The organism is Paenibacillus sp. Pae15, assembly GCF_024519685.1.
Lineage (GTDB): Bacteria > Bacillota > Bacilli > Paenibacillales > NBRC-103111 > Paenibacillus_G > Paenibacillus_G naphthalenovorans.
Map to the genome: position 1 here is coordinate 256040 of NZ_JALJRM010000002.1, position 20956 is coordinate 276995.

A 20956-nucleotide genomic window follows, 5' to 3' on the forward strand; every position below is an offset into this window, starting at 1 on the left:
CTCGAACAAAGACTATATGAAAGAGGGGAATGCATGGAATCGCTCAATTATACATTGCGCGATGTCCCAAACGAAGAACGACCTAGAGAACGCATGATACAGTATGGGGCTCAAGCATTAAGCAACGCGGAGCTGCTTGCGATTTTGCTCAGAACGGGCACGTTTCAGGAATCGGCCGTCCATGTCGCGCATCGGTTATTGAAGGAAAGCGGCGGGCTGAGGAGCCTGACCGACATGAGCATCGAGCAGTTTACCCAAATCAAAGGGATCGGCGCGGCCAAAGCGCTGCAGATTCAAGCGGGCATCGAGCTGGGCCGCAGGCTTGCCCGAAGCGCCATGAACGAAACGGTTACGATTCGATCTCCGCAGGATGTGGCGTCACTTTTGATGGAGGACATGCGTTATTTGCAAAAAGAGCATTTTGTTTGTCTGTTTCTGAATACCAAAAATCATGTGATCGGTCAGGAGACCGTATCGATGGGCAGTCTGAATGCGTCCATCGTTCATCCCCGCGAGGTGTTCCGCGCAGCCATTAAGCGCAGCAGCGCTTCCATTGTTTGCGCTCATAATCACCCGAGCGGCGATCCGACTCCGAGTCCGGAAGATGTCCAAATTACGAAGCGGCTTGTGCAAGCAGGCGACATCGTAGGGATCGATGTGCTGGATCACATCGTGATCGGCGATCAACGCTTCGTAAGTTTGAAGGAGCTTGGATTGATGTAATATAATAAGTAAGGCTTCTTGATCAAAGACGATTCGGCAAAGCTGCACGGAGGTTGCGGCGGGGGCTTTTCTGAAAGCATCAGAAAGCGAATCCCTCCGAATCTTCTTTTGACGGTCAGAGGTTTATAATGCCAAATCACGGAATTGGATGGGCTTATGTTGGGAATGACGCTTCATACTTAAGGCGGTACCTGAAATAAGCGGCTGAAAATCCGTTTTTTTAATCAAAATTGAAAACTAATTCCGCGGAATGCGCGTCTTTTAATAGAGAAGGGAGCACCAACCATGTTCGGAGGATTTACAAAAGATCTGGGGATTGACCTGGGGACGGCCAACACATTGGTTTATGTCAAAGGCAAAGGTATCGTCGTTCGCGAGCCTTCCGTCGTTGCACTTCGCACCGATACGAAAACCATCGAAGCGGTAGGCAACGACGCAAAGAAAATGATCGGGCGCACACCGGGCAACATTCGGGCCATCCGTCCGATGAAAGACGGTGTGATTGCCGATTTTGACACAACGGCGACGATGATCAAATATTTTATACGTCAAGCGCAAAAGCAGCGCTTTTTGTTTCAGCGTCACCCCAGCGTGATGGTGTGTGTTCCGTCCGGGATCACTGCAGTGGAAAAACGCGCGGTGGAGGATGCGACGCGGCAGGCCGGGGCCCGGGACGCCTATACGATCGAGGAGCCGTTCGCAGCGGCGATCGGCGCCGATTTGCCGGTATGGGAGCCGACCGGCAGCATGGTGGTCGATATTGGCGGCGGTACGACCGAGGTGGCCGTCATTTCCCTCGGAGGTATTGTCACAAGCCGTTCCATTCGTGTAGCCGGCGATGAGATGGACGAGGCGATTATTCAATATATCAAACGCACCTACAATTTGATGATCGGTGAGAGGACGTCGGAGCAAATCAAGGTGGAGATCGGTTCCGCGCTGCCGTTGGACCCGCCGCAGAGATTTGAAATCCGGGGCCGGGATCTGGTGACGGGGCTGCCCAAAACGATGTCCGTGACCTCGGATGAAATTACCGAAGCTCTTGCAGATACGGTGAACAGCATTGTGGATGCCGTAAAGATAACCCTTGAGAAATGTCCTCCGGAGCTTGCGGCCGACATCATGGATCGGGGTATTGTGCTCACGGGCGGCGGAGGCTTGCTTCGCAATCTGGACAAGCTGCTTTCCCGTGAAACGGGGATGCCTGTGCTGGTGGCCGACAATCCGCTCGATTGCGTTGCGATCGGCACAGGGAGAGCGCTTGACAACATTCACTTGTTCAAGACGAGGTCCGGTCCTGCCGTCAAAGCCCGGCGTTAAAAATTACAGCCTCTCGTATTGGAAGGTGTAAGCATTGAGATTAATGGGGAATAAGAGGCTGCTCTTGCTGATGCTGGGCCTGATTTGCTTTATTGTGCTGATGGGTCTTACGTCCGGGCAGCGAAATTATAATACATGGCCGGAAAAGTTTCTGAAGGATACCATTTCTTGGACCCAGGGACTGGTGTACAAGCCTGTCGGCGCCATCGTCGGGTTTTTTCAAAATATCGGACAGCTGCGTACTATCTATGAAGAAAATCAGGTGCTGCGTCAGACGTTGACCAAGTATGCCCGCGATACGACCCGATTGAACGACCTCGAGCAGCAGAACAAACGGCTGCAGGATGCTCTGGGTTTTACCGAACGGCAGAAGCAAATGAACGATTATAAATTCCGGATAGCCGAGGTCGTTTATTTCAATCAGGGCAATAAGATGATGACGGTCAATCTGGGCGAAAAGGACGGAATCCGGCCCAATATGGCCGTCATGTCGGTGGAGGGCCTGATCGGAAGGGTGGTCGGCGTATCTTCTTTTTATTCCGACGTACAGCTGCTTACCGGAATTGACGACAAAGCGGCGCTGGAGTCCAAAGCGATCTCCGTAACGGTGAAGGGCAAGGAGAACGAATCGTTCGGCTTCATTGAGACGTTCGATTCTGATTCGCAGACGCTGCTGATGACCAAGATTGATCCGAAGGATCCGATTCAGCCCGGCGATACGGTCATTACTTCGGGAAGAGGTCTGGTATTCCCGAGCGGCATCGAAGTAGGAAAGGTGGTCGAGAAAAAGCAAGGCGAATTCGGCATCACCTACGTGGCCAACATTCAGCCTTTCGCTTCGTTTAACCATCTTCGCGAAGTGTTCGTCGTAGAAGTGCCCGAGCTGGGTGAGTCGTCATGAATCATACGAAGCTTTGGTTGATTTTGGGCGGTCTGTTTTTACTTGAGAGCAGCCTGGTGCCTTGGTTGATTCCAACAGCCTGGCAAACGAAGGTATATGTCGTTCCGCACCTCCTGCTGGTCATTGTTCTATATATCGGGCTGTATGTTCATCGTCATACGGCACTTATGTTCGGACTTATTTTCGGTATGCTGCAGGATTTCATTCATTATTCACCCATGCTCGGCCCGGTTTCGTTCGGACTTGGTCTCTCCGGTTATTTGGCCGGTCTCCTGCAGGGCCGGGTGTATTCCAGCATCGTGATCAGCATGCTTGTGATCGGTATGGGAAATTTGTTTTACGATTCGGTCATATTCGGTTTGTATCGTTTGTTTCGCGTTATTCATACGGAGTTCCAGTGGGTATTCTTTTATCAAATGCTGCCGAGCATGCTGATTAACCTGCTGTTTGCGCTTGCTGTTTATGTTCCGATGCGGAAGCTGTTTGAGGGACTTTCTTTAAAGCAGAGGAAAGAAGAATAATTTTCTGTGGAGGAGCAGGAGAACGCCGTCGCCAAGCCGAATTGTATAGGCTTAGGGGGTAAGAGCGGTTATGTCTGCAAATAAGCATCATGTGACGATAAAAGGCGTAAAAGACGGACTCGTATTTTTGCTTGACGATACCTGCGAGTTCTCTGATGTCCTAGCGGAATTAAAACACAAGCTGGAAAAAACGCATCAACAGATTTTGACCGGGCCGATCATTCATGTGCATGTGAAGCTGGGAAGCCGCGCGGTAACGGAAGAGCAGAAAGAACAGGTACGCAGCATCATCAGCTGCAGAGGCAACCTGCTGGTCCAATCGGTCGAAACGCAGGACCCGTCGCTGGAAAGAACGGAACCGGACCCGGGGAACGTCAAATTGGTAAGGGGAATGGTACGATCGGGACAGACGCTTTCGCATGAAGGGAATATTTTATTCTTAGGAGACGTGAACCCGGGCGGAACCATTCTCAGCTCGGGAAGCATCTATATTATGGGCTCGCTGCGCGGTATGGCGCATGCGGGCGTGGACGGGGATGAGAAGGCTGTCATCGCAGCTTCTCATATGCGGCCTACGCAGCTTAGAATTGCAGGAATTATCAGCCGTCCCCCGGATGAGTGGGATCTTAGCGACAGCTTCGATACTTATATGGAGTTCGCTTATGTAAAAGACGGTAAAATGGAGATCGACAAAATCCATCACTTGTACAAGTTTGGGTTATTTGGGCGCACTTGAAGGATAAGGAGAGGAACCTATGGGAGACGCAATCGTCATTACTTCAGGCAAGGGGGGCGTTGGCAAAACGACGACGTCCGCCAATATCGGGACGGCTTTGGCGCTGCAGGGGAAGAAGGTCGTGATGGTGGATACGGACATCGGTCTCCGCAACCTCGATGTGGTCATGGGTCTCGAAAACCGGATCATTTATGATTTGATCGACGTGGCCGAAGGCCGTTGCCGTCTGCCGCAAGCTTTGGTGAAAGACAAGCGGTTTGACGAGCTTTATATGCTGCCTGCGGCACAGACAAAGGACAAGCATGCGGTATCACCCGACGCGGTGAGACAAATTGTACTGGAGCTCAAACGCGATTTCGATTATGTGATTATCGACTGTCCGGCAGGTATCGAGCAGGGCTTCAAGAACGCAGTGGCAGGGGCCGACAAAGCGATCGTCGTGACTACGCCGGAAAACGCCGCCGTACGGGACGCAGACCGGATTATCGGGCTGCTTGAGAAAGAGCCGAATGTGGAGTCGCCGAAGCTCGTCATCAACCGGATTCGCCCGAACATGGTCAAAAAAGGGGAAATGCTCGATATCGATGAGATCTGTTCCGTGCTGGCCATCGACCTGTTGGGCATCGTGCCTGACGATGAATATGTCATTAAAACGGCGAATATCGGAGAGCCTACGGTCATGAACCCGAACTCGCGCGCCGCTATTGCCTACCGGAACATTGCACGCCGTATTCTTGGAGATTCCGTTCCGCTGATGCCTATGGAAGAAAAAACCGGTGTCTTCACTCGAATGAAAAAGTTTCTTGGGATAGGATGACGCAAGGTGCTGCACAAACTAAAAAAAATCGACTTCACCATCGTGCTTATCCTTATTTCTTTCATGGTGATCAGTACGCTTCTGCTTTATAGCGCGACGAGATATAATCACTCCGAAGTATTTGACCCTGTGAAGCTGACGGTGATCTATATTATTTCGCTTACCGCCTTTTTCGTTACGACCCTTTTGGATTACAGAGTGTTGGCGAAAATCTGGTATTATTTATATGGTATCGGAATTTTTCTGTTGGTTGCCGTTTATTTCTTCGGCGCCAGAATTAACGGAGCAAGAGGCTGGTTCAAGCTGCCGTTTGGACTTGATTTTCAGCCGGTCGAGCTCGTGAAGATCATTTTGATCATTAGTTTAGCGGCTTTTATGGCTCGCAACAAGGGGGAGACGCTGGGATTGACTCAGGATGTCCTCCCGATCCTCCTGCTCGGCATACTGCCCATTGGCTTGGTCGTCATTCAGCCGGACCTGGGTAATGCGATAATATTGGGCGTCATCCTGCTTGGCATGATTTGGATCGGCAACATCCGTTGGACGCACGGTGTTATTGGCGGGGGCTTGATTGTCGGGTTCGCTTATCTGTTTTTATATTTATTCAAGCTGTACCACGATCCCCTGAAGGAATTCCTTGTGGCCAAAGGCATATCCACGCACTGGATGCCAAGGATTCTTACCTTAATCGATCCTTCCGCCGCGACCAACGATGCGAAATATCATGTGGACAATGCGATTCGCGCCATTGGCTCCGGATCCTTGCTAGGGGAAAGCTATCTGCAGGGAACATCCATCCACAGCGGGTTTATTCCCGTTGCCTATACGGATTCCATCTTTGTAGTGGTAGGAGAAGAGTTCGGTTTTGTCGGCTCTTCGATTTTGCTGCTTATGTATTTTGTCCTGATTTACCGCATGATTCTGATTTCTCTTTATTGTAATAATTATACCGGCTCATACATGATTATCGGCATTGTCTCCATGCTGGTCTATCAAGTGTTCCAGAATGTCGGAATGATGATCGGCATTATGCCGCTCACGGGAATTACGCTTCCCTTCATCAGCTACGGAGGCACCTCGCTGCTGATTAATATGGTCGCGATGGGATTGGTGATGAGCGTCCGTCTGCATGACGATAAACTGCTCGATGAGGAATGATGCGGCATCGGCAAATTCGGAAGTAAAGGGACTTTGCGGCAAGTGGTCCGCCAAGTCCTTTTGGCATGCCGTCATCATCGCTAATTCTAAAAGCAGGGTGGGGAGCCGTGTTCACGGCGCCTCATCCTTTTTCATTATAGGGTGCGGAAAAGGACCGCAAACCTTCTTGCTGCCGAGTGCCGTTGGAACTCGTATATTTGCGGGTACAAGCTCATAGGATGGAATAGGCAAGCTCTTGCGGCAAGGGGGAGTATTGGGATGGAGACGAGGAAAAACGTTCGCGAGCGGCGGATGGAAAAAATCCGTAAGCTTCAGGAAGGCGGTCCGCGCCGTAGGTATGGGGGGCCGGAACCTTCTCATATGGAATTTCCGGCTGAGAGGAGCTTAAATGGGCCGGAAATGGATTGGGGCAGGGCGATAGAACATCGGCATGATCCCGAGGTGGAATGGAAGCGCAAGCTGCAGCGGGAGTGGTCGCGGTATGAGCATTCCTACGATGAAAACGGCGGAGGCCCGTCAGAGCCTCGGACAAACCGTTTGGCCGTCCGAATCATGCTGAGCGGTGTTTTATTTGCTTTGGTGTGGGGCATGTTTCAAGTGGAGCACCCGTTGGCTAATAAAGGAAAAGAAGTGGTAACGGGCGCGCTGACGGAGTCGTTCGACACAGCCTTCCTCTCCGCTTGGTATGAGGTTACGTTCGGCAGCGTACCGTCCTTCCTGCCCGTATTCGATTCGTCAAAGCATCAGGATGCGCAGAAAGTGTCCGCTGGCTCCAGACATTATTTCCCTCCTGTCCAGGGGAAATTGATCGCTGCCTTTACTCCCGTTCAAGGAGGAGTACTTGTAGAGGCAAAGACGGGAACCCCGGTATCGGCTCTGGACACGGGGCTCGTTACCTTTGCGGGGCTGAGGGAGGATACGGGGTTTACGGTCGTTCTTCGCCACTCGTCAGGCATGGAATCGGTCTATGGGCAGCTGGAGCAGGGGAAAGTGAAAGTCGGGGATTGGATCAAAGGGGGAGAAACGATCGGAACGGTATCCCCGCCGCGGCAAGGACAATCGTCCGGATCGCTTTATTTTGCCGTTTCAAAAGACGGCAATCCTGTCGATCCGACGGACGTGGTCCCTTTTGATTAGGGGAAAAAGGCTGTCCTGGAATGTCTGGTACGGGGTCAAATACCGTTTTCACCCGCTCTTTTCCATCATGCTGCTGATCTCCGTGCTGACGGGATATTTTATCGAAACAGTTACCTTATTCGGCATCGTATTTATTCATGAAATGGGCCATGTCGTTGCCGCCAAAAGCTTCGGCTGGCGTGTGAAGGAAGTACAGCTTCTGCCTTTCGGCGGGGTGGCGGTAGTAGAGGAGCCGGGCGGCGTACCCGCCGTCCAGGATCTGGTTGTTGCCTTGGCCGGACCTCTGCAGAACCTTTGGATGATGCTGGTCGCGGTTGTGCTTACGGCTTATGGCCTGCTCCCGGCGGAATGGGGAGCCTATTTTGTCAAAGCGAATCTGCTTATTGCGCTTTTTAATCTTCTGCCGGTGCTGCCGCTGGACGGCGGGAAGGTCATGCAGACACTGGTCGGATTATGGCTGCCCTACCAAAAGACGCTGCAGGTTGCCGCCGTAGCCAGCCTGCTTCTCAGTGTTCTGCTGATCGCTGCATCCGCCTTTCATTTGTCGACGGAGCAGGGCGGCATTCAGCTCAATTGGCTGATGATTGGTTTATTTTTATGCTTCTCGAATTGGTACGAGTTACGGGGACTTCCTTACCGGTTCATGCGTTTTTTGGTTCACAGGGAGTCACGGCTCAAAAAAGCATGGGTGCAGGGGGCCCCCGCCGGACCGATTGTGGTTCACGGCCGGCGCAAAGTGGCGGACGTGGTGCGGTTGTTTATGCGGGATCGCTATCATTTGATTTATGTGCTTGACGATCACGGGTATATCAGCCATGTTTTACCCGAACGTACGCTGCTCGATTCTTATTTTGACGAGACAAAAAGAGGAAGGGCGGTTTCCGAGCTTTTCGTCTGAGGAATATGGTACAATAAGGCCGAGGTGTTGCTGGACATGAAACGGATATGGGTCAATAGCGATGATGAGCATACCGAGGTCGCCGTTCTGGAGAGCGGCAAGCTGATGGAATATTATAAAGGAAAGCGGAATCAGGGCCAGCTGGCCGGCAACATTTATATCGGGCTGGTCGTCCGGGTGCTGCAGGGCATGCAGTCGGCCTTTGTCGATGTCGGCCTTGAGAAGAACGGATTCCTGTATATCGACGATGTATTGCCGGCCCATATGGACAGGCAGCCGAAGGAAAAGCCGTCCATTCATGATTTGGTCAAGGAAGGACAGCAAATTATGGTACAAGTCGTCAAGGAACCTGTCGGAAATAAAGGTGCCAAGGTGACGACGCACTATTCCATCCCGGGCCGTTACGGGGTGTACATGCCGCATGCCGATTATATCGGCGTCTCACGCAAGATTGAGAACCCGGCGGACAGGGACCGGCTGAAACGGATAGCGGAGCGGCATTTACAACCTGGCGAAGGCTTTGTCGTACGGACGGCGGCTCTCAGGGAATCGGAAGAAGCGCTTGCCGCCGATCTGATCGAGCTGCGCGGACGCTACCGCCAGCTGGAGGAAGCCGCCAAGCTGGACGCGCCGGCGCCGCGTTTGCTATACAGCGATTTGGAGATGCTTCCCAGACTCATTCGCGATTTGTTCCGGGACGATGTTCAGGAGCTCATTGTGACCTCCGAACGAACGCTGCAGGAAATTCGCGGACTGATTCCCGCTGGTTCTTCAGGGCTTGCGGAAAGAGTGAAGCTGCAGTCAGCAACGGATCGGTCCATCGGGGAATCGGTTGCCAGGCAGCTGGAGAACGGGTTGAAACGCAAGGTATGGCTGGATAACGGGGGGTATTTGATTATAGACCGGACAGAAGCGCTGACCGTATTTGATGTGAATACGGGGAAATATACCGGAACGATCGATTTGGAGCGCACGGTGTTCGATACGAACATGGAGGCGGCGCGGGAAATTGCCCGGCTCCTGCGGCTGAGAGATATCGGGGGACTGATCATCATTGATTTTATCGATATGGAAACGGACGATTACCGGCAAGCGGTGCTTGAAGAGCTCATTCGGGAAACGAGGAAGGACCGCACCAAAACGGTGGTTGTCGGCTGGACTAGGCTTGGTCTTGTTGAACTGACTCGCAAAAAGGTCCGCGACAGCATGGAAACGACAGCGCCGGAGCCGTGTTCGGCTTGCGGCGGCAGCGGCTTTGCCGATTTCATAAAATAGGCGTTGCATTGAAAGACCGTTATGTGATAAGATATTTTAGTGTGTTGCTATAGCATGCTGTAACCGCGCGAAGCGGGTCATGAAGCATAAGGCCTTAAAGGTCTTATCACCTGGCTTTAGGCGAGTCTGAGACATGGGGAGGTGCAACAATGTACGCAATTATTGAAACAGGTGGAAAGCAGTACAAGGTTCAGGAAGGCGATGTTGTATACGTCGAGAAGCTGAACGCAGGCGAAGGCGAAGCGGTGAAATTTGACCGTGTGCTGGCCGTTTCCAAAGATAGCGGTTTGGTGGTTGGCGCTCCGCTGGTTTCCGGCGCTTCGGTTTCCGGGAAAGTGGAGAAGCACGGCAAAGGCGAGAAAATCATCGTTTACAAGTATAAAGCGAAGAAAAACTATCGCCGCAAGCAAGGTCATCGTCAACCTTACACGAAAGTTGTCATCGAGAAGATCGAGGCGTAAGAAACCGTGATTCGGATCGAGATTTATCGTGGACAGGACGGACGGATCGAACGCTTTAGCGTGGAAGGTCATGCAGAGTATGACGAACCCGGTAAGGATATTGTCTGTGCCGGTGTCTCTGCCGTTACTGTCGGGGCGGTAAATGCCGTTGAAGCTTTAACGGGACACGTGCTGGGCACCGATATGGAGCATGGTTTGCTTCTGGTGACCATTCCCAAAGAGCTGGAAGCGGAAATTGACGCAAAGATGCAGCTACTGCTGGAAGGTATGGTAGTCATGCTGCAAACCATAGAACAATCGTATGGCGCATATATAGCAATAACATATCATTGAAGTAAGGAGGTAGTCAGACATGTTGCAATTAAATCTTCAGTTGTTCGCATCCAAGAAGGGTGTAGGTTCCACGAAGAACGGCCGTGACAGTATTGCGAAGCGTCTTGGCGTGAAGCGTGCCGACGGGCAAAAGGTAACGGCAGGCAGCATCCTGGTGCGTCAACGCGGAACGAAAATTCACCCGGGCAACAATGTGGGTATCGGCTCCGACGATACGCTTTTTGCAAAGGTTGAAGGCATTGTGAAATTCGAGCGTTATGGCCGCGACCGCAAGAAAGTGAGCGTCTACCCTGTGACGACTGCTCCGGTAGCCGCCGCGGTAGAAGTGTAAATTACCCGTCAACGACCAAAACCCTGGCGATCGATGTTCGCCGGGGTTTTTCTGCTTCTGAAACGGATTTGTTGCCGGGGACTGAGTCGTCGGATGAAGGTCCGGTTTGAACGGTTTGGACAATAGGATGAGTTTTGATGGCCGAAATGATATACTGTATGGATGAAGGATGAACCGGAAACGGAGAGATAAAGGCATGACATTGGAACCTCAAGGCCGTACCTCTATAACCGATCCCTTGAATGACGATCCGGACCAGCGTATACTTCGTTTGTTTAACCACTACCGTCACGATTGGATGAACGATATTCAAATTCTCATGGGATACGTGCAGTTAAAAAAGTATGATAAATTATCACCGTTAATGGAGAAAATAAAAGCGAAAGTACAACAGGAAAGCTATATTTCCAAGCTGGGAATTCCCCATCTGATCCTGCATCTGCTGACGTTTCAAGCCGAGGTGAAGGAGCTTGCGCTTGACATCCGGTTAGAAGAAGAAGTTCACCTTTCGGAGTTGGAGCATCCGGAGGCATCCGCCGAAGAGATTATTGCGGTGCTTGATGCATTTAAAGAAGAGGCGACAGTTTCAATGGAAGATGAAAGCTTTCTTGTTCTTCGTCTAAGCCGCGAAGGGCAGCGGCTGCTGCTGACGGCTGTATATGAAGGAGCTTACATCAATGAGCGCATAGCACAAAAGGAAGCGCAGCTAAACGCCAAGCGGCTGGCTGAAGGCGGTTCAAAGCTCGAGGCGCAAAATGGGGAACGTAAGATCGTATGGAAGCTTTATTGGACCTACGCGGATGTGATACATAAAGAGGGTGACTGTGATGTTTGTTGATAAGGCCAAGATTTATGTGAAGGGCGGCGACGGAGGCGACGGCTTGGTTGCTTTCCGGAGGGAAAAGTACGTTCCGGAAGGCGGTCCCGCAGGAGGCGACGGAGGCGACGGAGGCGACGTCATTTTTCGTGTTGATGAGGGACTTCGTACCTTGGTTGATTTTCGCTATCAAAAGCATTTTAAAGCGCAGCGCGGCGAAAAAGGCCGCAACAAAAGCCAGCACGGAGCGAATGCGGAGGATCTGATTGTACGAGTGCCTCCGGGCACCGTTGTTATCGATGATGATACGCAGGAAATCATCGCCGATCTGACGCGGCACAACCAAGAGGTCGTTGTTGCCAAAGGAGGACGCGGCGGCCGTGGGAATACCCGCTTTGCGACGGCGAACAATACGGCTCCCGAAATCGCTGAGAACGGTGAGGAAGGCGAAGAGCGCTGGGTGGTGCTGGAGCTCAAGGTAATGGCCGACGTGGGCCTGGTAGGCTTTCCGAGCGTGGGGAAATCGACCCTGTTATCCGTTGTATCCGGGGCCAAGCCGAAGATCGGGGCTTACCATTTTACGACGCTTACGCCAAATTTGGGCGTTGTCGAGGTCGGGGACGGACGCAGCTTTGTGATGGCCGATCTTCCGGGCCTTATCGAAGGGGCGCACGAAGGCGTCGGCCTGGGGCACGAATTTTTGCGTCATGTCGAGCGCACCCGCATCATCGTCCATGTCGTGGATATGGCGGGTACGGAAGGTCGCGATCCTTTCGAGGATTGGGAAAAAATCAACGGTGAGCTGAAACTTTATAACGCCAAGCTGGAAGAACGCCCTCAGATCATTGCAGCCAATAAAATGGATATGCCCGGTGCGGAGGAGCATTTGGCCGAGTTTAAGCGGCGGCTTGCCGAAACGGGCCGTGATGTGACGATATGCCCGATCTCGGCTATAGCGAAAAGCGGTGTGCAGGAATTGCTGTATAAAGTGGCCGACCAGCTGGAAACGATTCCTGAAATGCCTCTGGTGGAAGAATTGGCTGACTTATCGGAACGTAAGGTATATCGGCTGGAAAGGGAAGAAGGGGAAGACTTTACCATTCGCCGGGATAACGAGGCTTTTGTTATTGAAAGTCCAAGTATAGAGAAACTGATCAAACGGACCAACTTCAGCACTCATGAATCCGTTATGCGATTTGCCCGTATTTTAAGAAAGAAAGGGATCGACGCAGCACTTCGCGAACGCGGCGCCAAGGATGGTCAAACGATCCGAATCGGTGATTATGAATTTGAGTTCGTGGAGCAGGAATAGGATGACCGATAGCGAACTTGCCGCCAACACCAATCTTTCATGTCACAAACATGTTAGGTTGGTGTTTTTTATTGTGAATAAACACGTACATTAATATTTAGAATTGAATCTAATGTTCGTCAATAAACAGAAATAAGTAGTAAAATATGAATCATTAAAATATTCATCAAGAAAAACATGAACTTTTTTTCGGGAAACCTATTGAACTTTCTGTTTTCCGATTGTATAGTATAACCATGTAATTAATCTTTACACAAACTAGACAAAAAGAGAGAAAACAAGGTAAAATTATGGGAGGTAGAGTGGAGTGGATCTAAAAAACTTTCGCAAGGCAGGTCATTTCCCAAGTTTATTGTCATCATTCCTCTATTTTGATGTCAGTTTTATGATTTGGGTTCTTTGCGGGGCGCTTTCGCTGTACATTACTAAGGATTTTAACCTGACGGATGCCCAGAAAGCGACAATGGTCGCCATTCCGACGCTCGGCGGCTCCCTGTTCCGGATTCCGATGGGGATTCTGGCCGATCGGATCGGCTCCCGGAAAGCAGGCATCATCGGGATGGTGCTGACGATCATTCCGCTTCTGTGGGGTTGGCTTGGCGGCACAAGCTTCAGCCAGCTGCAAGCTCTGGGCTTTCTTCTGGGTATTGCGGGAGCAAGCTTCGCCGTATCCCTCTCTCTGGCCAGCCGCTGGTATCCGCCGCAGTATCAAGGGCTTGCGATGGGAATCGCCGGAGCAGGCAACAGCGGTACGGCACTGGCAACCTTCTTTGGACCGCAGCTGGCGGCCTCGTACGGTTGGCACAACGTATTCGGAATGGCGATCATTCCGCTTGTTCTCGTACTGATCGCATTTACCCTGATGGCAAAGGACAGTCCGAATCAGCCGGAACCCAAAAAGCTTAAGGATTATTTAGCCGCCTTCAAATATGCCGACACCTGGTGGTTTTGCGTATTCTATGCCGTTACGTTCGGAGGATTCGTCGGATTTTCCAGTTATTTCAGCATTTTCTTTTACGATGTGTACGGGGATCAAACGGTACAGGGCGGAATTACCCGGGTGGAAGTCGGCTATCTTGTGACGATTACGGTCATTGCCGGCAGCTTCTTCCGGCCGATCGGAGGCTATATCGCCGACCGTATCGGCGGCATGCGCTTCATGCTGGGGTTGTATTCGGCCGTGGCGCTCTGCGCTTTCGCCATCTCGACAATGCCGGGCTCCTTTATGGTTATGCTGGTATTGACAAGTATTATGATGGCATGCCTGGGCATGGGCAACGGCTCGCTGTTCCAGATCGTGCCTCAACGCTTTCCTAAAGAAATCGGAGTGGTGACGGGGATCATAGGGGCAGCGGGCGGTTTGGGCGGATTCTTGCTGCCCAACAACATATTGGGTCCGTTAAAGCAGGCGACGGGAACACACGTGACCGGCTTTATCGTGGTGGCTTCCATCGTACTGGTCGTTACGCTTGTGTTTTACACGGTGACCCGCAGCTGGAGGAAGTCCTGGGCTACGACGGACTCGGGCGTCAATTTTTAATCGAAAGCTACTTAGGTGAACGATAAGGTGCGTGAAAGAACGATGAGCGAATTTCTGAGGCATTTTCAAAAGAGGCAGGCTGCTTTGGCATCCAGAGAAAAAACGGTCAAAACCGAATGCCCTTACTGCAGTGTGCAATGCACGATGAATCTGCATGAGGAAAAGTCGATCATGGTAAGCCGCTATTCGGTCACCCCGAACAAGGAGGATCCGGTTACGGACGGCAGGCTCTGCGTCAAGGGGTTGAACGCGCATGTGCATGCGACCCACGACCGGAGGCTGCGATACCCGATGATCCGGATCGGCGGTACGCTCAGTCCTGTATCTTGGGATCAGGCGCTGGAGAGGGTGAAAGCGGAAATCGAAGGCATAAGACAACAGTACGGTAACGATGCCATTGGCGTCTATGGCGGCGGTTCATTATCAAATGAAGAAAGCTATTTGCTGGGGAAATTCGCGCGGGTCGCATTGCAGACCAAATATATCGATTACAACGGCCGCTTCTGCATGTCGGCGGCCGCCGGGGCGTCGAACCTCACCTTTGGTGTGGATCGCGGGCTGACGAATCCGCTGTCGGAGGTGCCGTTAGCCAAATGCATTATTCTGGCGGGCACGAACATTGCCGAATGCCAACCGACGATTATGCCGTATTTTCGCAAGGCAAGGCAGGAGGGCTGTAAAATCATCGTGATCGATCCGCGGGAAACGGCAACCTGCTCCATTGCGGATCTTCATCTCAAGATCAAACCCGGCTACGATGCGGCCCTTGTGAACGGGCTGCTCAAGGTCATTGTGGAGGAAGGGTATGTCGATCATGCTTTTGTAAAGGAGCGGACGAACGGGTTTGCGGAGCTCGCGGATCATTTGATGCAGGTTTCCCTGGACGAGGTTGCCGAGCTTACCGGGATTCCTTCCCGGCTGATTGTCGAAGCGGCCCGGATGTACGGGCAGGCGGAGACGGGGATGGTTTTCACGGCGCGGGGCGTAGAGCAGCATGCCAGCGGAGTCGCCAACGTCAGAAATTTCCTCAACCTGGTGCTGCTGACGGGAAAAATCGGAAAGCCCGGCTGCGGGTATGGAGCGATTACAGGTCAGGCCAACGGACAAGGAGGACGCGAGCATGGTCAGAAGGCGGACCAGCTTCCGGGCTACCGCATGATAGAAAATCCCGAACACCGGGCTTACATTGCCAAGGTTTGGGGAATCCCGGAAGAAGAGCTGCCCCGTCAAGGGGTGTCCGCCTATGAAATGATGGAGGCGATTGACCGGGGAGAGATCAAGGGCCTGATTGTTCTTGCGTCCAATCCGGTCGTATCGAATCCGAACAGTCATTTGGTCGAACGGGCGCTGAAAAAGCTCAAATTTTTGCTTGTTATCGATCTGTTCGAAACGGAAACGGCAAGGCATGCGCATATGCTGCTGCCGGGTTCTTCCTATCTGGAGGATGAAGGCACCATCACACAGTTGGAGGGCAGGGTCATGGTGCGTCGGGCGATCAGGCCGCTGCCCGGCGAAGCGCGGCTGGATTGGAAAATTCTTTGTGACATCGCGGAGGTTCTCGGTAAGGGGCCATATTTCCGGTACGCAAGTGTCGAGGATATTTTTAACGAGCTGAGACTGGCCTCCAAAGGAGGAAAAGCGGATTATTACGGGATGACCTACGATCGGATCGAGAAGGAAAGCGGGATATTCTGGCCGTGTCCGGAGAAAGCGCATCCGGGGACGCCCCGGTTGTTCGAACGGCGCTTTGCACATGAAGACGGCCGGGCGCGGCTTGCACCCATAGCGCATCAGAGCCCGAAAGAACCAGCCAGCAGAAAATATCCTTTTCTGCTGACGACAGGCCGGGTGCTGCAGCATTATTTATCCGGTGTACAGACCCGCAGCACGCCGGAGCTGAACTCCAGATATCCCGAGCCGCTGCTGGAGATTCATCCCCAAACGGCGGGGGAGATCGGACTGATCAATGGCGGCCATGCCAAGGTAGCCTCGAAGCGGGGGGAGATCCGGCTCAAAGTGAAATATTCCGCCAAAATCCGTCAGGACACCGTGTTTGTCGCTTTTCATTGGGGTGATGATCTGAGCATTAATCGGCTGACTAATCCGGCGCTTGATCCGGCCTGCCGCATGCCGGAGTTCAAAGTATGCGCGGTAAACATTATGCCGGGTTAATTTGTAGGCGCGTCTTCACGCGCTCTTTTCCATTTTTGTTTAGACTTTCCCGGGGGAGGAGACCATCATGAAGCAATGGATTAAAACGGTAGGCACCGGAAAAACGGGTTCAAGGCATTTAACCTACGACGAGGCGGTAGCCGCCGCTCATGCCATCGCCCGCGGCGAGTCTACGGATGCGCAAACGGCGGCCTTCCTGATGGCCATGCGGATGAAGGGCGAGGCGGATGAGGAGATGATGGGTTTCATCGATGTGTTTCGCAAATATTCCCTGCCGTACCGTTCTTTTTCGCATTCGTTGAACTGTGCCGGACCTTACGATGGAAGGGTGTACTTTCCCGTGACGATCCCTGTCAGTCTGCTGCTGGCATCCGTCGGGTTCCCGCAGGTGCTGCACGGCAGCGATTCACTCCCTCCGAAGCTCGGGCAATCGTTGAAAGAGCTTCTTGAAGGCTTGGGGATTCGGGTCGGTCTGCAGGCGAAGGAGTGGGAAATGATCTTTATGAGCATCAATATCGGATTTATATGGACCGACCTGATCTGTCCGCCCTTTGGCCGCGTAAGGCATGTGAGGGAGCAGATGGGGCTCAGAACCTTTTTCAATACAGTGGAGAAAGTGATCAATCCGGTGCATTCGCTTAATATCATTATCGGAGTCAATCATAAGACGGCGATTGATCATCTGATCCATCTGCTGCCGAAATCGGGCTTCGAGACCGCCTACATTGTGCAAGGTATGGAGGGATCCGAGGATTTGCCCATCTACAAGAACAGCTCCATCCGTAAAGTAACGCCTTGGGGCGATGAAGCGAGCACGATCGATCCGGCCACCTTCGGCTTTCACGGGGTCCCGCTTGAAAAATGCGGCAAAGAGCGGCAGCTTCAGCTGTTGACCCGAATCGTACAAGGAGACGATTCCCCGGAAATTGCCAATGAGCGGGATCATGTGATCTTTAATGCCGGACTTCGTTTGTATTGGTTCGATAAGGTGGGATCGTATGAGGAAGGCTTTCAGCTCGCACGATCGCTGCTGCAGCGCAAGGAAGCGCAGAAGCTGCTGGACAAATGGCGCGATTTAAGCAGCCGAAGCGACTATGGAGGACGGCTTCAGGCGAACGGATGAATAAAGTGAATCGGACGCTGTAGTGCTTGATTTGCCGGGCCTGCGGCCCGGCTTTGTCAAGAGGCTTACACTACGGCAAGCCAAGCCCGGCCGTTTCGGAAGCGCACCTCCACCGGCATCTCGTAGAAGTCGGATAACGTATCGTCGGTAAGCAGCTTCCCGGTTTCTCCAGCTGCGAACATCTCACCGCGGCGCAGCAGGAGGACGTGGGTGAAGACGGGCAGAATTTCCTCCGTATGATGCGTGACATAGAGCATGGTAGGGGCATCAGGCCGCTCCGCCAGGCCCGCAATGCTCGACAGTAGCTGCTCCCGTGCAAAGAGATCGAGTCCGTTGCAGGGTTCGTCGAGAATCAGCAGCCGTGGATTGGCCATCAATGCACGGGCGATCAACAGCTTCTGCTTCTCCCCTTGGGAGCACGTTTGGTATGTCCGGTCCCACAGATGGGAGCAGCCCAGCCGCTTCATCAGCTCCGAGGCTTGTTCATAGTCCTTCTCGTCGGGTTTATCGTATAAACCGATGGTGGCGTATTTGCCGCTCAGTACAACGACCTGCGCTTTATCGCTGGCGTATAGTTTTTCCTGGAGCGAGGAACTGACCCAGCCGATCGATTTGCGCATCTCCCGCAGATCGACGGACCCGTACGTTTCCCCAAGAACGCTAATGACGCCTGTGGTTGGCCACAAATAGCCTGTAATCATATTCAGCAGCGTTGTTTTACCGGAGCCGTTGAGCCCGAGCAAAGCCCAATGCTCTCCTTTGCGGACCTTCCATTCGATGCCGCTCAGCAGCGTTTTGTCGTCCCGGCGGTAGCTGAGATTTTTCACTTCAATCGTATAGGCCGTATTCACAACTGTTTTTCTCCTCTCTTCTTGTCCGATGTTCTCCCTCAAGCGCTTTTACTTTATTCAAGCAGCGGCCGGGCTCTTTTTCAAGCCGCCGCCTGCTCACACCTGCTGCGGGTCCGCCAGTTCGGTCCAGTGAACCGTTGCCTTTCCGTCTCCGTCATAACCGGCCGTTCCAACCCACACATGACGGCTTGGACCCCGTTCTAAATAATGCTCCAGCAAACGATGAAAAATAAAAGGGATTTCGCGGTTCAGCACCTGTTCGCGGGGGATCCAATGGAGCTCCCCTTCTTCCGTCAGGCCCACGTCGCGCCGCAGGGCGCTGGCTGTATAAATAAACTGCTGCCGGACCTCCTTCTGGTTCAGCCGAATCAGGATGTACTGCAGCCTGAGGTCGGCGATATCTTCGGGAAGCAGTCCCGTCTCCTCGTGAATTTCTCTGAGGATGGCGGCTTGAGGGTCATTGATTTCCTCCGGCTCCAAATGTCCTCCGACTGCGGCCCACAGACCTGGTGAAAGGGTGCGTGTCAGTGACCTTTTCATCATCAGCAAATCATTATCGTGAAAAAGAAGCGCAGTAGCGATCATGCGGGCTCGAATCAATCCGGCTCTCTCCTTTTGGCGCATTTATGCTTCTTTACCAATTTATCATATTTTACATGGGAAAGCCTATTGCCCGAACACTGCTTTTTACGTTATAATGTCCACTAGGTAAAAACAATCGTCTTTATAGAGAGGACTGTTACCGTGCCGGACAAACATGTCGCAGAGGAAAAGACGGATGGCGTCGAGCGTTATTTCTTGGTGCGCGAGGATATTTTGCCGGAGGCGCTGATCAAGACGGTGCAAGCCAAGGAGCTTCTGGCCCGCGGAGAAGTGAAGACGATTCACGAAGCGGTGGAGCAGGTCGAGCTGAGCCGGAGCGCCTTCTATAAATACAAGGATGGCATTTACCCGTTAAGCAAGCTCGACCGTGAGCGGATCGTCACGATCTCCATGGATTTGGAACACCGTTCGGGTATTTTGTCCCGGGTTCTTGCCCTAATTGCGGGACTCGAGGGCAATGTGCTGACGATTCACCAGACGATTCCGCTTCAAGGAGTGGCCAATGTGGTCATTTCCGTGGAAACGTCCATGATGGGCGAGAATGTCGCTTTTCTGCTTGACAAGCTGCGGAGCCAGGAAGGCGTCAGCCGCGCCGCGGTTGTCGGGCAGGGCTAATGATAAGGAGGAAGCGTATGAAACCGATCAAAGTAGGATTACTTGGTCTCGGTACCGTAGGAACCGGGGTCGTTCGCATTGTAGAAAACCATCAGCACGATCTGCTCAGCCAGTCAGGGTCTCCGATTGAAATCGCCAAAATATTGGTGCAGAATAAAAACAAGACCCGCAATATCAGCGTGTCTTCGGATATACTGACGGAAAATCCGTGGGATGTGGTCGAAAACCCGGAAATCGACGTCATTGTTGAAGTCATGGGCGGCATTGAGCTGTCGAAGAAGCTTATTCTGACCGCCCTTGATCATGGCAAGCATATCGTTACGGCCAATAAGGATTTGATGGCGCTGCACGGGCCGGAGATCTTGGCGAGGGCGGCGGAAAAACGATGCGACGTGTTCTATGAAGCGAGCGTAGCCGGAGGCATTCCGATTATCCGTACGCTGGTCGAGGGCTTTACGTCCGACCGGATTACGAAGATCATGGGAATTGTCAACGGTACGACCAACTATATTTTGACGAAAATGAGCCAGGAAGGCGTGGCTTATGAGGATGTGCTTAAGGAGGCACAGCAGCTCGGGTATGCCGAGGCTGACCCGACCTCCGACGTGGAAGGATTCGATGCCGCAAGGAAAATGACCATTCTGAGCACACTCGGCTTCCGGGCGAACGTGGCGCTCTCCGATGTAGAAGTAAGAGGCATTTCGAAGGTAAGCAAGGAAGATATTGCCTATGGCAAGCGTCTCGGTTATGAAGTGAAGCTGCTCGGCATTGCCGAGCGTCAGGACGACGCTATCAGCATCAGCGTGCAGCCGACCATGGTCAAGCATTCGCATCCGCTCGCATCGGTTAATGGCGTATTTAACGCCGTATACGTGTACGGTGAGGCGGTAGGCGAAACAATGTTTTACGGCCCGGGCGCAGGCGAAATGCCGACGGCGACCTCGGTGGTGGCCGATCTTGTGGCGGTTGTCCGGAATTTGAATCTCGGGATCAACGGCCGCCGCGGATTCGTCCCTTACAAAGAAAAGAAGCTCAAAACCGACGAACAGATCGTCTCGAAAAACTTTATCCTGCTCCATGTAGAGGATAAGGCGGGCGTATTGGCGCAAATTACCCAGGTGTTCGCCGAATACGAAGTCAGCCTGGAGTCGGTGCTGCAGCACCCGAATCGCACGAATTCGCTGGCTGAAATTATTGTCATTACCCACGACGCCAACAAAGCCGCTATGACTAAAGTGCTGAAGCGGTTCGAGTCGATGGACGTCGTTCAAGCGATCAAGAGCGTATATCGGGTTGAAGGCTAATCATTTTT

General features: G+C 52.6%; 22 protein-coding genes and 1 other annotated feature. Of the genes, 20 read left to right on the top strand and 2 right to left on the bottom strand.

The features are described from left to right. The first annotated feature begins 33 nt into the window (after nucleotides 1–33). The 18 genes from radC (at nucleotide 34) to NR121_RS03015 (ending at nucleotide 17575) form a co-directional block, all read left to right on the top strand. Nucleotides 34–723 carry a RadC family protein gene (gene radC / locus NR121_RS02930; protein ID WP_054819696.1) on the top strand — a complete coding sequence of 230 codons (690 nt, stop codon included), beginning with the start codon at nucleotides 34–36 and terminating at the stop codon, nucleotides 721–723. 285 nt (nucleotides 724–1008) lie between these two features. Beyond that, entirely contained in the window at nucleotides 1009–2043 is a 1035-nt protein-coding gene (locus NR121_RS02935) for a rod shape-determining protein (protein ID WP_054819697.1), read from the top strand. 43 nt (nucleotides 2044–2086) lie between these two features. Next, nucleotides 2087–2944, top strand: coding sequence for a rod shape-determining protein MreC (mreC, locus tag NR121_RS02940; protein WP_083351186.1), 858 nt, complete (start codon nucleotides 2087–2089; stop codon nucleotides 2942–2944). Then, nucleotides 2941–3465, top strand: a complete 525-nt coding sequence (gene mreD / locus NR121_RS02945; protein WP_054819698.1) for a rod shape-determining protein MreD — start codon at nucleotides 2941–2943, stop codon at nucleotides 3463–3465. The genes mreC and mreD overlap by 4 nt, the downstream gene beginning before the upstream one ends. 70 nt (nucleotides 3466–3535) lie before the next feature. Beyond that, a complete protein-coding gene (gene minC / locus NR121_RS02950) occupies nucleotides 3536–4201 on the top strand; it encodes a septum site-determining protein MinC (protein WP_062409251.1) in 666 nt (221 codons plus the stop codon). A 19-nt stretch (nucleotides 4202–4220) separates the two neighbouring features. Next, a complete protein-coding gene (minD, locus tag NR121_RS02955) occupies nucleotides 4221–5018 on the top strand; it encodes a septum site-determining protein MinD (protein WP_062409250.1) in 798 nt (265 codons plus the stop codon). Nucleotides 5019–5024: 6 nt separating this feature from the next. After that, on the top strand, nucleotides 5025–6176 hold the full coding sequence (locus NR121_RS02960; protein ID WP_054819699.1) for an FtsW/RodA/SpoVE family cell cycle protein: 1152 nt from the start codon (nucleotides 5025–5027) through the stop codon (nucleotides 6174–6176). A 258-nt stretch (nucleotides 6177–6434) separates the two neighbouring features. Beyond that, nucleotides 6435–7313, top strand: a complete 879-nt coding sequence (locus tag NR121_RS02965; protein WP_054819700.1) for a M23 family metallopeptidase — start codon at nucleotides 6435–6437, stop codon at nucleotides 7311–7313. Further along, entirely contained in the window at nucleotides 7306–8211 is a 906-nt protein-coding gene (locus tag NR121_RS02970; protein ID WP_137670539.1) for a M50 family metallopeptidase, read from the top strand. Before NR121_RS02965 ends, NR121_RS02970 begins: the two co-directional genes overlap by 8 nt. A gap of 36 nt (nucleotides 8212–8247) precedes the next feature. Then, on the top strand, nucleotides 8248–9486 hold the full coding sequence (locus NR121_RS02975; protein WP_171005939.1) for an Rne/Rng family ribonuclease: 1239 nt from the start codon (nucleotides 8248–8250) through the stop codon (nucleotides 9484–9486). A 51-nt stretch (nucleotides 9487–9537) separates the two neighbouring features. Further along, nucleotides 9538–9624 (top strand) — a sequence feature (ribosomal protein L21 leader region). Nucleotides 9625–9635: 11 nt separating this feature from the next. After that, nucleotides 9636–9947, top strand: a complete 312-nt coding sequence (gene rplU / locus NR121_RS02980; RefSeq protein ID WP_054819703.1) for a 50S ribosomal protein L21 — start codon at nucleotides 9636–9638, stop codon at nucleotides 9945–9947. A gap of 6 nt (nucleotides 9948–9953) precedes the next feature. Next, nucleotides 9954–10280: a ribosomal-processing cysteine protease Prp gene (locus NR121_RS02985; RefSeq protein ID WP_054819704.1), complete on the top strand. Its 327-nt coding sequence runs from the start codon at nucleotides 9954–9956 to the stop codon at nucleotides 10278–10280. Nucleotides 10281–10299: 19 nt separating this feature from the next. Next, nucleotides 10300–10611: a 50S ribosomal protein L27 gene (gene rpmA / locus NR121_RS02990; protein WP_054819705.1), complete on the top strand. Its 312-nt coding sequence runs from the start codon at nucleotides 10300–10302 to the stop codon at nucleotides 10609–10611. Between the two features lie 196 nt (nucleotides 10612–10807). Beyond that, complete coding sequence (locus NR121_RS02995; protein ID WP_249929608.1) at nucleotides 10808–11449, top strand: Spo0B domain-containing protein; 642 nt, start codon at nucleotides 10808–10810, stop codon at nucleotides 11447–11449. Then, the gene (obgE, locus tag NR121_RS03000; protein ID WP_256830437.1) at nucleotides 11439–12740 is read left to right on the top strand and encodes a GTPase ObgE; all 1302 of its coding nucleotides are present in this window, start codon (nucleotides 11439–11441) and stop codon (nucleotides 12738–12740) included. The genes NR121_RS02995 and obgE overlap by 11 nt, the downstream gene beginning before the upstream one ends. 307 nt (nucleotides 12741–13047) lie before the next feature. Beyond that, nucleotides 13048–14280 carry an MFS transporter gene (locus NR121_RS03005; protein WP_054819706.1) on the top strand — a complete coding sequence of 411 codons (1233 nt, stop codon included), beginning with the start codon at nucleotides 13048–13050 and terminating at the stop codon, nucleotides 14278–14280. 42 nt (nucleotides 14281–14322) lie between these two features. Then, on the top strand, nucleotides 14323–16452 hold the full coding sequence (nasC, locus tag NR121_RS03010) for an assimilatory nitrate reductase catalytic subunit NasC (protein WP_062410986.1): 2130 nt from the start codon (nucleotides 14323–14325) through the stop codon (nucleotides 16450–16452). A 67-nt stretch (nucleotides 16453–16519) separates the two neighbouring features. Next, entirely contained in the window at nucleotides 16520–17575 is a 1056-nt protein-coding gene (locus tag NR121_RS03015) for an anthranilate phosphoribosyltransferase (protein ID WP_054819707.1), read from the top strand. Between the two features lie 65 nt (nucleotides 17576–17640). On the opposite strand, the gene NR121_RS03020 is transcribed toward NR121_RS03015, so the two are convergent. Further along, entirely contained in the window at nucleotides 17641–18426 is a 786-nt protein-coding gene (locus NR121_RS03020; RefSeq protein ID WP_256830438.1) for an ABC transporter ATP-binding protein, read from the bottom strand. A 96-nt stretch (nucleotides 18427–18522) separates the two neighbouring features. Then, the gene (locus NR121_RS03025; protein ID WP_054819708.1) at nucleotides 18523–19026 is read right to left on the bottom strand and encodes an NUDIX domain-containing protein; all 504 of its coding nucleotides are present in this window, start codon (nucleotides 19024–19026) and stop codon (nucleotides 18523–18525) included. 144 nt (nucleotides 19027–19170) lie between these two features. Here NR121_RS03025 and NR121_RS03030 point away from each other — a divergent pair, with 144 nt between their 5' ends. Then, entirely contained in the window at nucleotides 19171–19644 is a 474-nt protein-coding gene (locus NR121_RS03030; protein WP_054819709.1) for an ACT domain-containing protein, read from the top strand. Nucleotides 19645–19661: 17 nt separating this feature from the next. After that, complete coding sequence (locus tag NR121_RS03035; protein WP_256830439.1) at nucleotides 19662–20948, top strand: homoserine dehydrogenase; 1287 nt, start codon at nucleotides 19662–19664, stop codon at nucleotides 20946–20948. Nucleotides 20949–20956 lie beyond the last annotated feature (8 nt).

Excerpts from the sequence above, each read along its gene's own strand:
- minD (WP_062409250.1), top strand. The coding sequence starts at position 4,221 with ATGGGAGACGCAATCGTCATTACTTCAGGCAAGGGGGGCGTTGGCAAA.
- NR121_RS03035 (WP_256830439.1), top strand. The coding sequence starts at position 19,662 with ATGAAACCGATCAAAGTAGGATTACTTGGTCTCGGTACCGTAGGAACC.
- NR121_RS02965 (WP_054819700.1), top strand. The coding sequence starts at position 6,435 with ATGGAGACGAGGAAAAACGTTCGCGAGCGGCGGATGGAAAAAATCCGT.
- minC (WP_062409251.1), top strand. The coding sequence starts at position 3,536 with ATGTCTGCAAATAAGCATCATGTGACGATAAAAGGCGTAAAAGACGGA.
- mreC (WP_083351186.1), top strand. The coding sequence starts at position 2,087 with ATGGGGAATAAGAGGCTGCTCTTGCTGATGCTGGGCCTGATTTGCTTT.
- rpmA (WP_054819705.1), top strand. The coding sequence starts at position 10,300 with ATGTTGCAATTAAATCTTCAGTTGTTCGCATCCAAGAAGGGTGTAGGT.
- obgE (WP_256830437.1), top strand. The coding sequence starts at position 11,439 with ATGTTTGTTGATAAGGCCAAGATTTATGTGAAGGGCGGCGACGGAGGC.
- radC (WP_054819696.1), top strand. The coding sequence starts at position 34 with ATGGAATCGCTCAATTATACATTGCGCGATGTCCCAAACGAAGAACGA.
- rplU (WP_054819703.1), top strand. The coding sequence starts at position 9,636 with ATGTACGCAATTATTGAAACAGGTGGAAAGCAGTACAAGGTTCAGGAA.
- nasC (WP_062410986.1), top strand. The coding sequence starts at position 14,323 with ATGAGCGAATTTCTGAGGCATTTTCAAAAGAGGCAGGCTGCTTTGGCA.
- NR121_RS02935 (WP_054819697.1), top strand. The coding sequence starts at position 1,009 with ATGTTCGGAGGATTTACAAAAGATCTGGGGATTGACCTGGGGACGGCC.
- NR121_RS03015 (WP_054819707.1), top strand. The coding sequence starts at position 16,520 with ATGAAGCAATGGATTAAAACGGTAGGCACCGGAAAAACGGGTTCAAGG.
- NR121_RS02975 (WP_171005939.1), top strand. The coding sequence starts at position 8,248 with ATGAAACGGATATGGGTCAATAGCGATGATGAGCATACCGAGGTCGCC.
- NR121_RS02995 (WP_249929608.1), top strand. The coding sequence starts at position 10,808 with ATGACATTGGAACCTCAAGGCCGTACCTCTATAACCGATCCCTTGAAT.
- mreD (WP_054819698.1), top strand. The coding sequence starts at position 2,941 with ATGAATCATACGAAGCTTTGGTTGATTTTGGGCGGTCTGTTTTTACTT.